At 59.4% G+C, this 15256-nt stretch carries 15 protein-coding genes; 8 read left to right on the forward strand and 7 right to left on the reverse strand.

The annotated features are described in order from the left end of the window. The first annotated feature begins 160 nt into the window (after positions 1-160). Positions 161-1636 carry a DEAD/DEAH box helicase gene (locus PL640_RS13670; protein ID WP_142840458.1) on the forward strand — a complete coding sequence of 492 codons (1476 nt, stop codon included), beginning with the start codon at positions 161-163 and terminating at the stop codon, positions 1634-1636. 264 nt (positions 1637-1900) lie between these two features. Here PL640_RS13670 and PL640_RS13675 read toward each other — a convergent pair whose 3' ends face one another. From PL640_RS13675 to PL640_RS13690, 4 genes are all read right to left on the reverse strand, one after another. Further along, positions 1901-2809 carry a DMT family transporter gene (locus PL640_RS13675; protein ID WP_271362288.1) on the reverse strand — a complete coding sequence of 303 codons (909 nt, stop codon included), beginning with the start codon at positions 2807-2809 and terminating at the stop codon, positions 1901-1903. Positions 2810-2974: 165 nt separating this feature from the next. Then, positions 2975-3364: a DoxX family protein gene (locus tag PL640_RS13680; protein WP_161991252.1), complete on the reverse strand. Its 390-nt coding sequence runs from the start codon at positions 3362-3364 to the stop codon at positions 2975-2977. 241 nt (positions 3365-3605) lie between these two features. After that, positions 3606-4223: a L,D-transpeptidase gene (locus PL640_RS13685; protein ID WP_142840461.1), complete on the reverse strand. Its 618-nt coding sequence runs from the start codon at positions 4221-4223 to the stop codon at positions 3606-3608. A gap of 78 nt (positions 4224-4301) precedes the next feature. Beyond that, the gene (locus PL640_RS13690) at positions 4302-5198 is read right to left on the reverse strand and encodes a DMT family transporter (protein ID WP_142840462.1); all 897 of its coding nucleotides are present in this window, start codon (positions 5196-5198) and stop codon (positions 4302-4304) included. Between the two features lie 477 nt (positions 5199-5675). Here PL640_RS13690 and PL640_RS13695 point away from each other — a divergent pair, with 477 nt between their 5' ends. The 7 genes from PL640_RS13695 to PL640_RS13725 all read left to right on the forward strand — a co-directional run bounded on the left by PL640_RS13695 (position 5676) and on the right by PL640_RS13725 (position 11173). After that, positions 5676-7085, forward strand: a complete 1410-nt coding sequence (locus tag PL640_RS13695; RefSeq protein WP_161991253.1) for a circularly permuted type 2 ATP-grasp protein — start codon at positions 5676-5678, stop codon at positions 7083-7085. A 3-nt stretch (positions 7086-7088) separates the two neighbouring features. Continuing rightward, on the forward strand, positions 7089-8030 hold the full coding sequence (locus tag PL640_RS13700) for an alpha-E domain-containing protein (protein WP_142840463.1): 942 nt from the start codon (positions 7089-7091) through the stop codon (positions 8028-8030). Positions 8031-8051: 21 nt separating this feature from the next. Next, positions 8052-8873, forward strand: a complete 822-nt coding sequence (locus PL640_RS13705; RefSeq protein ID WP_271362289.1) for a transglutaminase family protein — start codon at positions 8052-8054, stop codon at positions 8871-8873. A 4-nt stretch (positions 8874-8877) separates the two neighbouring features. Then, the gene (locus tag PL640_RS13710; protein ID WP_271362427.1) at positions 8878-9474 is read left to right on the forward strand and encodes a class I SAM-dependent methyltransferase; all 597 of its coding nucleotides are present in this window, start codon (positions 8878-8880) and stop codon (positions 9472-9474) included. A gap of 118 nt (positions 9475-9592) precedes the next feature. Further along, entirely contained in the window at positions 9593-10057 is a 465-nt protein-coding gene (locus PL640_RS13715; RefSeq protein ID WP_271362290.1) for a GNAT family N-acetyltransferase, read from the forward strand. A gap of 49 nt (positions 10058-10106) precedes the next feature. Beyond that, positions 10107-10523: a VOC family protein gene (locus tag PL640_RS13720; RefSeq protein WP_271362291.1), complete on the forward strand. Its 417-nt coding sequence runs from the start codon at positions 10107-10109 to the stop codon at positions 10521-10523. A gap of 17 nt (positions 10524-10540) precedes the next feature. Then, the gene (locus PL640_RS13725; protein WP_271362292.1) at positions 10541-11173 is read left to right on the forward strand and encodes a histidine phosphatase family protein; all 633 of its coding nucleotides are present in this window, start codon (positions 10541-10543) and stop codon (positions 11171-11173) included. Positions 11174-11385: 212 nt separating this feature from the next. On the opposite strand, the gene araD1 is transcribed toward PL640_RS13725, so the two are convergent. The 3 genes from araD1 to gguA form a co-directional block, all read right to left on the reverse strand. Continuing rightward, a complete protein-coding gene (gene araD1 / locus PL640_RS13730; RefSeq protein ID WP_271362428.1) occupies positions 11386-12381 on the reverse strand; it encodes a 2-keto-3-deoxy-L-arabinonate dehydratase AraD1 in 996 nt (331 codons plus the stop codon). A 115-nt stretch (positions 12382-12496) separates the two neighbouring features. Further along, positions 12497-13693 (reverse strand): sugar ABC transporter permease GguB, encoded by a 1197-nt coding sequence (gguB, locus tag PL640_RS13735; protein WP_142840470.1) that lies wholly within the window; start codon positions 13691-13693, stop codon positions 12497-12499. After that, a complete protein-coding gene (gene gguA, locus PL640_RS13740; protein ID WP_271362293.1) occupies positions 13690-15228 on the reverse strand; it encodes a sugar ABC transporter ATP-binding protein GguA in 1539 nt (512 codons plus the stop codon). Before gguA ends, gguB begins: the two co-directional genes overlap by 4 nt. Positions 15229-15256 lie beyond the last annotated feature (28 nt).

Here is a 15256-nt window from a genome sequence, read left to right on the forward strand (position 1 = left end):
AAAGCGCAACGAATACAGAAGACGGCATTTGCCGCACTGATGCGCAGAAAGTTATTCCAACCCACAAGTTCCCAATTCACGCGGGGTTCTTGACGCCGAAACCACCGGACAGCAGCCCTGCTCCGGCTGAGTTTGTTTTGGCGCCCCGAAAGGCAATATATTGACCAGTTTTAGCGAACTCGGCCTCTCCGAAAAGATTGTGGCCAGCGTTACCCAGCTTGGCTACACAACCCCGACCCCCATTCAGGCAAAAGCCATTCCGCTGCTGCTCGAAGGCCGTGACCTCATCGGCCTCGCACAGACCGGCACCGGCAAGACCGCAGCCTTCGGCCTGCCGATCATCGAAATGCTGATGAAGCAGGCGGACCGTCCGGCAAACCGCACCACCCGCACGCTGATCCTTGCACCGACCCGCGAACTGGTGAACCAGATCGGCGAAAACCTGCGCTCCTTCGTGAAGAAGACGCCGCTGCGCATCAACCAGGTTGTCGGCGGCGCGTCGATCAACAAGCAGCAGCTGCAGCTCGAAAAAGGCACCGACATCCTCGTCGCCACGCCCGGCCGCCTGCTGGACCTGATCGCCCGCAACGCCATCTCGCTCTCCAAGGTCACCTATCTGGTGCTTGATGAAGCAGACCAGATGCTCGATCTCGGCTTCATCCACGATCTGCGCAAGATTTCCCGCATGGTTCCGCCCAAGCGCCAGACGCTGCTCTTTTCGGCCACCATGCCGAAGGCGATTTCCGAGCTTGCCAGCAACTTCCTGACCGACCCGATCAAGGTCGAGGTCACGCCTCCGGGCAAGGCTGCCGACAAGGTCGAGCAGTACGTGCATTTCGTCGCCGGCAAGAACGACAAGACCGATCTCCTGAAGAAGTCGCTGAACGAGAACCCGGATGGTCGCTCGATCGTTTTCCTGCGCACCAAGCACGGCGCGGAAAAGCTTTACAAGCATCTGGAACATATCGGTTTCAAGGTCGCCTCCATCCACGGCAACAAGAGCCAGGGCCAGCGCGAGCGGGCACTGAAGGGCTTCAAGGATGGTGACATCAAGGTTCTGGTCGCAACCGACGTCGCCGCCCGCGGTATCGATATCCCGGCCGTAACCCACGTCTTCAACTACGACCTGCCGGAAGTGCCTGATGCCTATGTTCACCGCATCGGCCGTACCGCCCGCGCCGGTCGCGACGGCATCGCCATCGCTTTCTGCGCACCGGACGAAACCCGCCTGCTGCACGACATCGAAAAGCTGATGAAGATCGATATCCCGGTCGCATCAGGTGAACGTCCGGCCGGTCTCGCCAGCCCGACGCGCCCCAACAACAACCGTGGCGGCCGCAACAACAACAATGGTGGCCAGCAGCGCGGCCCGCGCGAAGGCGGACGTCACAATGGCGAATCCCGCCCGTCCCGCAACCACGCACCGCGCGATGCGGACAATGATCTGGAAGTCACGTCCGACTTCAAGCGCGTGAAGCAGGCTGAAGGTGATGCAGGTCGTCCGGCCGGCCCCCGCAAGCACCGCCGTCCGGCCCGCAAGCCCGGCGGCAGCGGCGCCAACCGCCACGCACCTGCTGGCGGCAACGGCCAGGAAAAGCGCGCTTCCGGCAACGGCCATCGCGGCCGCAACCGTTAAGTTGCTTCGCGTGGATTGAGGACGCTCGGCGTTGCCGCGCGTTTCTTCTCCCCGAGGGGGAGAAGGTGGCCCGAAGGGTCGGATGAGGGGGTAAGTCCTCCGAAATCCGGCAACGGCGCCCCCTCATCCCGCTGCCGCGGACTTCTCCCCCTCGGGGAGAAGAAACAAGCGACACCCGCTCGGTCTATTATGCGGTTGTTCTCTTCCGAGACGCCTTCAGATCACACCCCGCAAGCCACCAGCCTGCGGGGTTTTTCTTTGTCCTCACCCACCCTGCACAACCGGTCGACGCCGGGATGGCAGGGTCATGGCCAGCACGCCGGCGATGACACAGACGAGACCCACCCACATGGCAGGTGTCGGCACTTCCCCCAGAAATGCCATGCCGATCGCCACACCGACCGGCACCCGGAGATAGGCCTGCGATGTGGTGCCGACCGAGCCAAGCGTCTGCATCAGCCGGAAATAGATCATGAAGGCGAGCGCGGTTGAAAAGACGCTCAGGCACACAAGCGAAGTGAGCGAGGCAGCCGAAGGCGACAACGTCCACGGCCGGTCAACCATCAGGCTGACGGGCAAAAGCAGCACCGCACCGCAGATCAACGAGCCAGCAGCCGGCATGATCGGATCAAGCCCCTTGAAGTTCTTGCCGAAGATCGCCGCACAGGCATAGGAAAACGCCGCCATCAGCACGGCGAGCTGGCTCCATATCGCCTCGCCCGCACCATCCAGCGCCTCCATGCCGATGATGAGGCACACGCCCGTCATACCGGCAATGGTGCCGAACAGCTTGCGCCCGCTGACCGCCTCATGCCTGATAACCAGCGCGGTGAGAAGAAAGGTGAAGATCGGCGTCGTGGCATTGAGAATGACGGCAAGCCCGGCGTCGATGCTCTGCTCCGCCCAGGCGATCAGCGTGAAAGGCAACACGCTGTTGATACAGGCCTGAATAAAGAACAGCCGCCAGGTGGCGAAATCCTTCGGCAATCGCAGCCCGCGCAGCCGGATCACGACGTAGAGCAGCAGACCCGCAATCAGCGTCCGCGATGCGATGAAGGTGATGGGCGGTATCGTCTCCACCCCGATCTTGATGAACGTATAGGAAGCCGCCCATAGCGTGGACAGGAGCGCGAGCAGCAGCAATTCGCGGGCAATGGGATTTTGAGTGGTCACGGATCGACTTTCCAACAGCGTTCAGGATCAACCATTCTTAACCCGAAAACAGGCATCTATGCTTCGGTCGCGGCCGAAGTTTCAACCCTTTTCCAAAAAGAAGCCCCGCATGGCATGACCATGCGGGGCTTCGGCAAAAAGATCCATGCTGATCGGCCGGGCAGATCAGGCCCGGCGTTCATCCGCCGAGAAAGCGCCTGGACCGGCAAAGACCAGATAGAGGAAGACGAAGCAGAACAGGATGGCGGCGTCGCCACCGTTCAAGACCGGGAAAACACTGCTCGGCGCGTGCGCCATGAAATAGGCGACGGCCATCTGACCGGAAAGGATGAAGGCGACCGGTCGCGTGAACAGGCCGATCAGCACGAGAATGCCGCCGACGAGTTCCAGAAGCGCCGCCACCAGCATCAGGGTCGGCAACGAGCCTTCCATCTGCGATGCCGGAAAGCCGAACAGCTTCTGCGTTCCATGTTCGATGAAAAGCAGCGCTGCGATGATGCGCAGTGCCGCAAGAGCATAAGGTCGATAGCGAGAAAGATTGTCGAAAGCTGCCATGTTCATGTGTCCCCGTTGAAGTGGTGCCGCGCTCGATACAGTGCATTCAAGCCTTTATGGATACACGTCTCGAACACCGGAAATCACGTTTCCGATATTGCAGAACTCCCTTAAATACAGAAAGGGAGGCATTCTACACATGGTTGATTTTCCAGCATAAAATTGGCCATCCGCTGAAAAACTCAACTCAAGGGTACAGACATTTTTTGGCGAGGCAAAGGCGGAAAAATCCGCCTCTCCATCACGCCTGCAGCACAACCACCTTGGAGCCAACCGGCACGCGGCTGTAAAGATCGATGATATCGTGGTTGAGCATGCGGATGCAGCCGCTCGACATGGCGTGGCCGATGGATTGCGGCTGGTTGGTGCCGTGCAGGCGGAACATGGTGTCGTTGCCGCCGCGATAGAGATAAAGCGCGCGGGCGCCGAGCGGATTGTTCGGGCCGCCCGCCATGCCACCGGCGAATTTCAGATTGCGCGGATCGCGGCGCATCATGTTTGCTGTCGGCGTCCAGGAAGGCCATTCGGATTTGCGGCCGATATAGGCGTCGCCCTTCAACGCAAGACCCTGCCGGCCGACACCGACGCCATAACGCATGGCGCGACCATCGCCCATGACGTAATAGAGCCGCCGCGCCGGCGTATCCACCACCACCGTTCCGGCCGGATGGCTGGTATCGTAGGTGACTTCCTGCCGGCGAAGTTCCGGCTTGACCTTGTCGAGATGCATGGCGGGCAGCGGGAATTTCTCTTCCGGCATCGCCGCATAATTAAGCCTTTGCTGACCGATACCGGTATTTGCGCAGCCGGCCAGAAACAGTGGCAATCCGAACAGAACCCCACGACGTGAAATAGACATATAACCCCCGCCAAATCATGTGATTAACGAGAGGTATAATTTTATGGTTAACAAACCCCTAATATGAGGTTGTAGTAATTAACCCGCTGCAACCGATGCAGTGGGCCGGCGGTTGGCGAGATAGACCCCCGTGACCGCGAGAACCGTACCGGCAATCATGGCCGGCGTCAGCGTTTCCCCGAACAGCAGCGCAGCTTCGACGGCGGCAAGCGGCGGCACGAGATAGATCAGCGAGGCCGCGCGCGATACCTGCCCACGCCGGATGAGATAAAGAAGCAATGCAACCGCGCCGATGGAGATTGCACCCACCGACCAGCCAAGCGTGGCGGCCAGCCCGAGGCTCCAGTCCACATGCCCGTCTTCCAGCAAAAGCGCAAAGGGAATGGTGACCAGCAGCGCGCCGACATATTGCAGCGTCGCCACCGCCATGATGTTTCCGCCATGGACATATTTCTTCTGGTAGAGCGTGCCATAGGTCACCGACACCATGCCGAGCACATTCACCGCCACGGCATAAAGCGGCACGGACATGCCAAGCGCACCCGTGGCCATGACCTTCGGCAGCACGGCGATGGCAATGCCGGCAAAACCGAGCAGCAGACCGGCACGTTGCATGGGTGAGATTCTCTCGCCGATCATGAAACGGGCGGCCACCGCCGTCATCAGCGGCTGCAGACCAGCGATGATGCCGCCGATCGCCGCCGGCACGCCCTGCCCGATCGCCCACCATATCATGCCGAGATAAATGCCGTGCAGGAACACGCCGGAGAGGATCGCCCGCAGGACATCGGCGCGCTGCTTCGGCCAGGAAATGGCGGACAGCCGGCAGATCGCCCATAATATCAGGCCGGCCAGCAGGTAACGCAGACAGAGGAAGGTCAGCGGCCCGGTATAATAGACGGCATATTTGGCAGTCACCCAGCCGGTCGACCAGAGAAACACGAAGATAGCCGGAGCCAGACGGTCAAGCGACATGGGAACATCCCCTGTGCGGCACAATCCCGCCTCTCGGACATTGCCGGGGACGCAAGATCATGCAGCGAATTGATATTTCGGCCAAGGCACACCGGCGAAAAAGCAGGCCGGCTTGGCACCAGGCCTGCGGCGGCATACGTGCCGTTTGCCAAGGCGGTATCGCTATCCCCGCCAAAGGTCAAAGGCGTTTTCGTGATCGCATCTTTCAGTTTTTCTTATGCGGCATCCGCAATCCATCAACCGAAAACGAACGAACAAATTTTGTGCATTCGCCCACGGCGCACACAGCCCCATCACACCCTTCCGCACTGCCGCGCCGCGCAACCATTTTGACGATGCCGCATTTATAGGCTGAAACCGAAAAAACGCTTCTTTTTTAAAACTCTAGGGCGACAAAAAATCTTCATGACGAGGTCCGCATAGTTCTTGCATTGCATTTGGCCTTGTATTCATATGGTAAAAAAGGGGACATCGAAGTTGGCATTTGACGAAATGATAAATGCGGACGAAACGCCGCGAAGCCCATATGAAAACTATAACGAGTGGTACAGCCGACAGGACAGGTCGCACCTGATCCAGAAATCAAAAGACGCGGAAAACATCTTTCGAAAAACCGGCATTACTTTCGCAGTCTATGGCCATGCCGACAGTTCAGAAAAACTGATCCCCTTCGATATCATCCCGCGCATCATCTCCGGACGTGAGTGGCGCAAACTGGCCCAGGGCATCGAACAGCGCGTTCTCGCCCTCAATGCTTTCCTCGACGATATCTACCACAAGCAGGAAATCATCCGCGCCGGCCGCATCCCACGCGAAATCATCGAGAAAAACGAAGCCTTCCTGCCGGAGATGATCGGTTTCACCCCGCCCGGCGGCGTTTATACCCACATTGTCGGCACGGACATCGTCCGCACCGGCGAAGACCAGTTTTATGTTCTGGAAGACAATGCCCGCACGCCCTCCGGTGTCAGCTACATGCTGGAAAACCGCGAGACGATGATGCAGATGTTCCCGGAACTCTTCCATGAAAACCGCGTGCGGCGGGTGGAAGACTATCCCTATCTGCTGCGGCAATCGCTCGCCTCGCTCGCCCCGCCCGGCTGTTCCGGCAAGCCGCGCGTCGCGGTGCTGACGCCCGGCATCTATAATTCCGCCTATTACGAACATTCCTTCCTCGCCGACATGATGGGCGTGGAGCTGGTGGAAGGATCCGACCTGCGTGTCATGGACGGCAAGGTCAAGATGCGCACCACCCGCGGTTATGAAGCGATTGATGTTCTCTATCGCCGCGTCGACGATGACTTCCTCGATCCGCTGACCTTCCGTCCGGATTCGGCGCTCGGCGTGCCCGGCATCATGGATGTCTACCGTGCCGGCAACATCACCATCGCCAATGCCCCCGGCACCGGCATTTCCGATGACAAGGCCGTCTATTCCTACATGCCTGAGATCGTCGAATTTTATACCGGCCGCAAGCCGCTCCTGGAAAACGTGCCGACCTGGCGCTGTTCGGAGCCGGACAGCCTGAAATACGTGCTCGACAATCTTGCCGAACTGGTCGTCAAGGAAGTCCACGGTTCAGGCGGTTACGGCATGCTGGTCGGCCCCACGGCGACAAAAAAGGAACGGGCGCTGTTTGCCGAAAAGCTCAAGGCCCGCCCCTCCAACTATATTGCGCAGCCAACGCTGTCGCTGTCCACCGTGCCGATCATGGTGAAAAACGGCATCGCGCCGCGCCATGTCGATCTGCGCCCTTACGTGCTGGTGTCGGACAAGGTGAAGATCATTCCCGGCGGCCTGACCCGCGTCGCGCTCAAGCAGGGCTCGCTGGTGGTCAATTCCAGCCAGGGCGGCGGCACCAAGGATACATGGGTACTGGAGGACTAAGCCATGCTGGGCAGAACGGCAAACGGGCTCTACTGGATGTTCCGGTACATCGAGCGCGCTGAAAACATCGCCCGGCTGATCGATGCGGGTCTGCGCGTTTCACTGACGCGCTCGGGCAGCGGCGATGAAGACTGGGACGGCGTGTTGCAGAGTGCGGGCGTCCACGAGGCGTTCCTCGAAACGCACGACAAGGTGACGACGGCGGATGCGATCGATTATCTCCTGCGCGACAAGGCTAACCCGTCGAGCGTCCTCTCCTGCATCGAGGCGGGCCGAAACAATGCCCGCATGGTGCGCACCGCGCTGACGCGCGAGACGTGGGAAGCGACCAACGAATTCTGGATCGAGCTGAAGACCAGCCTTGAGCGCAGGGTGAAGCCGGCGGACATGCCGCAGACCATTGACGGCATCAAACACCGCGCCGGTCTGGTGCGCGGCGCTTTCCACGGCTCTATGCTGCGCAACGATCTCTATAATTTCTCCCGCATCGGCACCTTCATCGAACGGGCCGACAACACCGCCCGCATTCTCGACGTCAAATATTACGTGCTGCTGCCGGCTGTGGCGCATGTTGGCTCCTCGCTCGACAATGCGCAATGGGAATCCATCCTGCGCTCGGTCTCGGCGCATCGTTCCTATGGCTGGGTCTATGATGCGGAGTACAAGCCGGCCAATATTGCCGACTTCCTCATTCTCAATGGCCGCATGCCACGTTCGCTCGCTTATTGCTACGAGAAGATCGCCAGCAACCTCAATTACATAGCTGAGGATTACGGCGAAAGACACCAGGCGCATGAGACGGCCGAAAGCATTCGTGACAGCCTGCGCAAGACGACGATCAACCGCGTCATGGATGAAGGTCTGCACGAGTTTCTGGAGAGATTCATAAACCGCAACGGGCAGCTGGGACAGGAAATCATGGAAGGCTACCGCTTTTATCAATAAGCGCGTGGACGGGGACAGCTTATGCGTCTGAAAATCACCCATACGACGGAATATGTCTATGACGAGCCGACGCCCTATGCGTTGCAGCGGCTGCGCCTGACACCGCAGACAGGCCCTTGCCAGACGGTGGAGAACTGGGATGTCTCGGTGGATGGCGCCACCGTCGAAGTGACCTATGACGACCATTTCGGCAACCGGGTTGCGCTGGTGGAAACGGAAGGCCCGCAACGCAAGGTCAAGGTTGTGGCAAGCGGTCTCGTCACCACCGAAGACAGGGCCGGCGTGTTCGGGCACCATATCGGCAATGCGCCGCTCTGGCTCTTCCAGCGCGAGACGCCGCGCACCAAGCCGGGAAAACTGGTGCGTGAGCTGGTGAAAGTCAGCACTGGTGACACCGAACTCTCCCGCCTGCATGACCTCATGGAGAATATTCACCGCAAGGTGGACTATGTGCCGGGTGCAACCGACATTGAAACCACGGCGGAAACGGCGCTGGAGGCAGGCAAGGGCGTCTGCCAGGACCATGCCCATATCCTGATTTCCGCAGCGCGGCTGATGGGCCTGCCGGCCCGTTATGTTTCCGGTTACCTGATGATGGAAGAGGTGGAAGAACAGACGGCCACCCACGCCTGGGCCGAGGTGCATCTTCAGGGGCTTGGGTGGGTCGGCTTCGACGCCGCCAACAATATCTGCCCCGATGACCGTTATGTCCGCATCGCGTCGGGCCTGTGCTACCGCGATTGCGCGCCGATATCAGGCATGCGCATCGGCCCCGCCGGTGAGACGCTGAACGTGACTGTCACCGTGCAGCAGTCGCAGAGCCAGAACCAGTCGCAGAGTTGAGATGATGGCCGCCAAAGACGAGGATACGATCGGTTTTTACACCGATAATGCCAACGCCTACACCACCCGGGGACAGGCCCCTGACCGCCCGCATCTGGAGATATTTCTGGCGCAACTGCCGGAGGGCGCGAGCATTCTAGAACTCGGATGCGGCGGCGGGCAGGACAGCGAATTCATGCTGGCTGCCGGTTTCGACGTTCACCCCACCGATGGAACACCCGAGATCGCCAAGGCGGCGCAAGCCCGGCTTGGGGTTCCCGTCGCGACATTGCTGTTCGAGGATATTGACAACAGGGAACGTTATGACGGCGTCTGGGCCAATGCCTGTCTGCTGCATGTGCCACGCGCAGCACTTGCCGGCATTATCGGCCGTATTCACGGGGCACTGAAACCGGGCGGTGTGTTTTACGCCAGTTTCAAGGCCGGAGAGGCGGAAGGCCGTGACACGTTTGGCCGTTATTACAACTATCCTTCCAGAGCCTGGCTCGAAAATGTCTACGGTCAATTTGGCTGGACGAGCGTCGGGATCACATCCCGTCAAGGCAGCGGTTACGACAAGATGCCGACCGACTGGCTGCATGTGACGGCAACGAAGTCCTGATCCATTTCCGGAACTTGCCGGTTGCGAAAGCGTCTCCCGACCGTTTAAATCGCCGCATTGATTTGAAAGCATGATCCGGCTTCAGCCTGCGGGCAGAAAAGCCGGCCGGGAGACGGCCTTGTACAGTATTTCCGACTATCGCGACTGCCAGTCCCATGGCCCCGTCATCGCTAACCGTGTCTGGACGGCGTGGTGGCAGGACAGCGGCCTCAAGGTCGATGATGTCGCCGAGCACCTGAAGGACATGACCAACCCGCATGCCCTGCCCACCGGTTTCGTTGCCCATGACGGTGAAGCTTATGTCGGCTCCGCATTCCTTATCCATTGCGATCTGGAGGAGCGGCCGCAATATCTGCCATGGGTTGCCGCTCTCTGGGTGGAGGAAGACCGACGGCGCTCAGGCGTAGCACGGGCCCTGATGCAGGCCGCCACGCAAAGGGCAGCCGAACTCGGGCACCATACCAGCTACCTGTGCTGCCAGCGCGATCTCGAGACCTATTACGTCAATTGTGGCTGGACGGTTCTGGAACGCGGCGTCGGCAAACACGATCTGACCGTGCTGACCTACAGCGCCAAAACATAAGCGTCCCGGCACTTCCAGTGTCGGACGCCCAGCAGATACCGGAGAAAACATGCGCCCGCCAGCAGCCATCATGGAAACCGCAATCTACGTGGATGATCTCGACGCCGCCGAGACCTTTTACCGCGATGTGTTCGGGCTGGAGGTGGTGCGCAGACTGCCCGGCCAATTCGTCTTCTTCAGATGCGGCCGACAAATGCTGCTGATCTTCGATCCGCAGCAATCCCGCCGGGCCGATCCCGACAATCCGATCCCCCGCCATGGGGCGGTGGGCCAAGGCCATTTCTGCTTTTATGCAAAGGATAAATCGGAAGTGGATGGCTGGAAGGACCGGTTCGAAGCGCTTGGAATTCCCGTCGAACATTACCATCGCTGGCCGAATGACAGCTATTCGGTCTATGTCCGCGATCCCGCGGGTAATTCAGTGGAGGTGGGTGAAGGCAAGCTGTGGGGGATTGAGCAAGCCTGAAAATACCGGGAAACGCTATGAATAACATCTTTGTCGTCACGCACGCTCAATCCGTCCACCATGTCGAGAACAAGGTCGGGGGCTGGTATGACACCGAGCTGACACCCAGGGGCAGGGCCGATGCGGAGGCGACAGCCGCCAAGCTTATGGCCTTGATCGGCAGCGCCCCGGTTGAAATCTTCAGCTCCGATCTTCTCCGAGCCTCCCAGACAGCTGCAATCATCGCTGAACACCTCGAGCACCCTTTTGAAACAACAGATGACCTGCGGGAAATAAGCTATGGTTCAGCCGGCGGTATGCCGCAGGAATGGCTCGACGCCCGCCAGATCCCCGCCCCTCATCATAACCGTTTGGATCATCGCGGCGGAATTGCCGATGGAGAAACGAGACGTGAGTTCGCCGAAAGGGTGTACCGCTGCGTGAACACCATTATATCACGCCCCTGCCCCACGCAGGTCATCGTTACCCATGGCTTTGCTCTTACCTTCGTCATCGCGGCGTGGATCAAGATGCCGGTCGAAAGCGTCGGCCATGTCAGTTTTCCGGCACGGTCTGGAAGCATCACACATTTGAAGGAAGACGACTATTGGCAAAATCGCGCCGTCGTTTCACTGGCGGATGTTGCGCATCTGACAGACGACGACGGTTGAGAAGCAATCGCCTGAACATTGCCCGCGCGCAAAGGGACAATTGGACTAAGGCCTGACCTCCAGCGTCATCCTCGGGCTTGACCCGAGGATCCAACCACGTCTCGCAGGTCAGTCTGTTGCAGATCCTCGGGCCAAGCCCGAGGATGACGCCGAGGGGTGGGAATACCATGTGATGGCGCCACCCCTTGGCATTCTCAAAATCAGCTCGCAGATCAGATCTGGCGAACGGCGATCTCTTCTTCCGCGTCCACGGCCAACGGGTTCTTCAGCGGCAGGCCGAAACCGGCTGCCTCGATCTCGAACACGTCGCCCGCTTCCGGCTTGATGCCGTCTGCGAAAGAGAGCGTGGCCGTGCCGAACATGTGCACATGCACATCACCAGGCGCACGGAACAGGCCGTATTTGAAGTGGTGATATTCGAGGTTCGCGAAGGTATGGGACATGTTGTCCTCACCCGAAACGAACGGCTTTTCGAAGATGACCCTGTCGCCGCGACGGATGCGCGAGGTGCCGCGAATATCCGAAGGTGCCGCACCGACACGGATTTCCGGGCCGAAACTTGCCGGGCGCAGCTTGGAGTGGGCGAGGTAGAGATAGTTGACCCGCTCGGTGACGTGATCGGAAAACTCGTTGGAGACGGCAAAGCCGATGCGCACGGGCTCGCCCTTGTCCGAAATGACATAGATGCCGGCCATCTCAGGCTCTTCGCCGCCATCCAGCGCAAAGGATGGCGAGGTGAGCGCCGCACCCGGTGCCGCAGCCACATGGCCGTTGCCCTTGTAGAACCACTCGGGCTGTACGCCCTTTTCACCGGCCTTCGGCTTGCCGTTTTCCAGACCCATGCGGAACATCTTCATGGAATCCGTCAGGCTTTCCTCGGCGGCTTCCGTGGTCTTCTTGTGCATGCTGTCTCGGGTTGCGGCCGAGCCGAGATGCGTGAGGCCCGTGCCGGTCAGATGCAGATGCGCCGGATCGGGATGGGTGATCGGCGGCAGGAAACGGCCCTCGGCATAAGCCTTTTCGAGATCGACGGCATCGCCCAGACCATGGGCGGAAACAACGTCGGCAAGGCTCTTGCCGCTATTGGCGGCTTCCATGGCAAGCGCGTAGACCGAACCGGCACCCTTGACCGCCTGCGCCTGTCCGTCGTCTTCGCGAACCGCTACAATGATTTTGCCACTGGCATCTTTAATCTGAGAAATGAGCACGGGTTTTCCTTCCTGCGGCGCCATGCGCCTTATCCGCTACGGCGCGTCGCGCCTGCATCTTATGAAAGTGGCCGGAAACCGGCCACTTTTTTGACTTGCGATTTGGGTGGGCCGATCAGCCCTTGTTCTTGTTGTAGACGTCGAAGAACACGGCGGCGAGCAGCACGAGGCCCTTGACCATCTGCTGGAAGTCGATGCCGAGACCGACGATCGACATGCCGTTGTTCATGACGCCCATGATGAAGGCCCCGATGACCGCACCGGTGATCTTGCCAACGCCGCCGGATGCCGAAGCGCCGCCGATGAAGCAGGCCGCGATCACGTCAAGCTCGAAGCCCACGCCGGCCTTCGGCGTTGCCGAGTTGAGGCGGGTCGCGATGATCATGCCGGCAAGACCGGCCAGCACGCCCATGTTGACGAAGGTGAGGAAGCTCAGGCGTTCGGTGTTGATACCGGAAAGCTTGGTCGCCTTCTCATTGCCGCCCATGGCGTAGACACGGCGACCGATGGTCGTGCGGCGCGTCACGAAGCTGTAAAGTGCGATGAGGACCAGCATCACGATCAGCACGTTCGGCAGGCCGCGATAGGTGGACAGCTGGTAACCCAGGAACAGGATAGCGCCTGAGATCAGCAGATTTTGCACGATGAAGAAGCCGAACGGCTCCACGTCGATGCCATGCTTCACGTTCACCACGCGGCGGCGCCACGCCAGATAAAACAGCGCCACGGTGATCAGCACGGTCAGGATCATCGAGGTTGTGTTGAGACCTTCGATACCGCCGATGTCAGGCAGGAAGCCGGTGCTGATGATCTGGAAGTCGGTCGGGAAAGGACCGATGTTCTTGCCGCCGAGCACGAACAGCGTCAGGCCGCGGAACACCAGCATGCCCGCCAAGGTCACGATGAAGGACGGAATACGGTGATAGGCGATCCAGTAACCCTGGGCAGCACCGATGATGCCGCCGATGACGAGACAAATCAGCGCCGCCAGAAACGGGTTCATGCCCCATTGCACGGTCAATATCGCCGCTATCGCGCCGACGAAGGCGACGATGGAGCCGACCGAAAGGTCGATATGCCCGGCAACGATGACCAGCAGCATGCCCAGCGCCATGATGACGATGAACGAGTTCTGCAGGATGAGGTTGGTGAGGTTGACCGGACGGAACAGGATGCCACCGGTGTAGAACTGGAAGAAAACCATGATGGCGACGAGCGCGATCAGCATGCCATATTCGCGGATATTCGAGCGAATATAGGATGAGATCGAGATGACGTTACTTTCTTCGCTTGTTGTGTTTGCCGAACTCATGAGTTCTTCTCCCCTGAGCGCATGATAGCGCGCATGATGCTTTCCTGGCTCGCCTCTCCCTTCGGCAATTCAGCGACGATGCGGCCTTCGTTCATGACGTAGATGCGGTCGCAATTGCCGAGCAGTTCGGGCATTTCCGATGATATCATCAGAACGCCTTTGCCGTCGGCAGCGAGCTGGTTGATGATGGTGTAAATTTCATATTTCGCGCCGACATCGATGCCGCGGGTCGGCTCGTCGAGGATCAGCACGTCAGGATCGGAGAACAGCCACTTGGATAGCACCACCTTCTGCTGGTTGCCGCCCGAAAGATTGACCGTTTCCTGAAAGATGCCCGACGACCGGATGCGCAGGCGCGTGCGGAAATCGCTCGCCACCTTCATTTCCTTGATGTCGTCGATGACGCTGGCCTTGGACACGCCGGCCAGGTTGGCAAGCGTGGTGTTGTGCAGGATGTTGTCGTTGAGCACGAGGCCGAGATGTTTGCGGTCTTCCGTCACATAGGCAAGACCGGCATCGATGGCGCGGCGCACGGTGCTGACATCGACCGGCTTGCCGTCGATCAACACTTCACCGCTGATCTTGTGGCCGTAGGACTTGCCGAACACGCTCATCGCAAACTCGGTGCGCCCTGCCCCCATCAGCCCGGCAATGCCGACGACTTCGCCCTTGCGCACGGTGACGTTGATATCGTGCAGAACCTTCCGGTCACGGTGCTGCTGGTGATAGGCGTTCCAGTTCTTCACTTCGAGAATGGTCTCGCCGATCGGCACATCGCGCGGCGGATAACGATCTTCGAGATCACGCCCCACCATGTTGCGGATGATGACATCCTCGCTGATTTCTTCCTGATGACAGTCGAGCGTCTTCACCGTCATGCCATCACGCAAAACGGTGATCTGGTCGGCCACCTTGCGCACTTCGTTGAGCTTGTGGGTGATGATGATCGAGGTCATGCCCTGCTTGCGGAATTCGATCAAAAGGTTGAGCAGCGCCTCGGAATCGCTTTCGTTGAGCGAGGCGGTCGGCTCGTCGAGGATGAGCAGCTTCACGCTCTTCGACAATGCCTTGGCGATTTCCACCAGCTGCTGCTTGCCCACACCGATATCGGTGATCAGCGTCTCCGGCGATTCCTTCAGGCCCACCTTCTTTAACAGTTCGCGGGTCCGGTTGAAGGTCTGCTGCCAGCTGATGACGCCGTTCGAGGCGACTTCGTTGCCGAGGAAGATGTTTTCCGCAATCGACAGGAGCGGCACCAATGCCAGTTCCTGGTGAATGATGATGATACCAATATCTTCGCTATCATTGATGGCGCGAAAATTCCGCACTGCGCCTTCATAGTGGATTTCGCCCTCATAGGTGCCGGCGGGATAAACACCGGAAAGGACCTTCATCAAGGTCGACTTCCCCGCGCCGTTCTCACCGACGAGTGCGTGGATCTCACCCTCTTTAACCTTGAGGTTGACGTTCTCAAGCGCTTTCACGCCCGGAAACGTCTTGGTGATGTTCCGCATTTCGAGAATGGTATTGGCCATATCGCAATCCAGCGCCCGATTAATTTCG

Origin of the sequence: Agrobacterium sp. ST15.16.024 (assembly GCF_027956545.1) — a bacterium.
Classification (GTDB): Bacteria; Pseudomonadota; Alphaproteobacteria; order Rhizobiales; family Rhizobiaceae; genus Agrobacterium; species Agrobacterium cucumeris.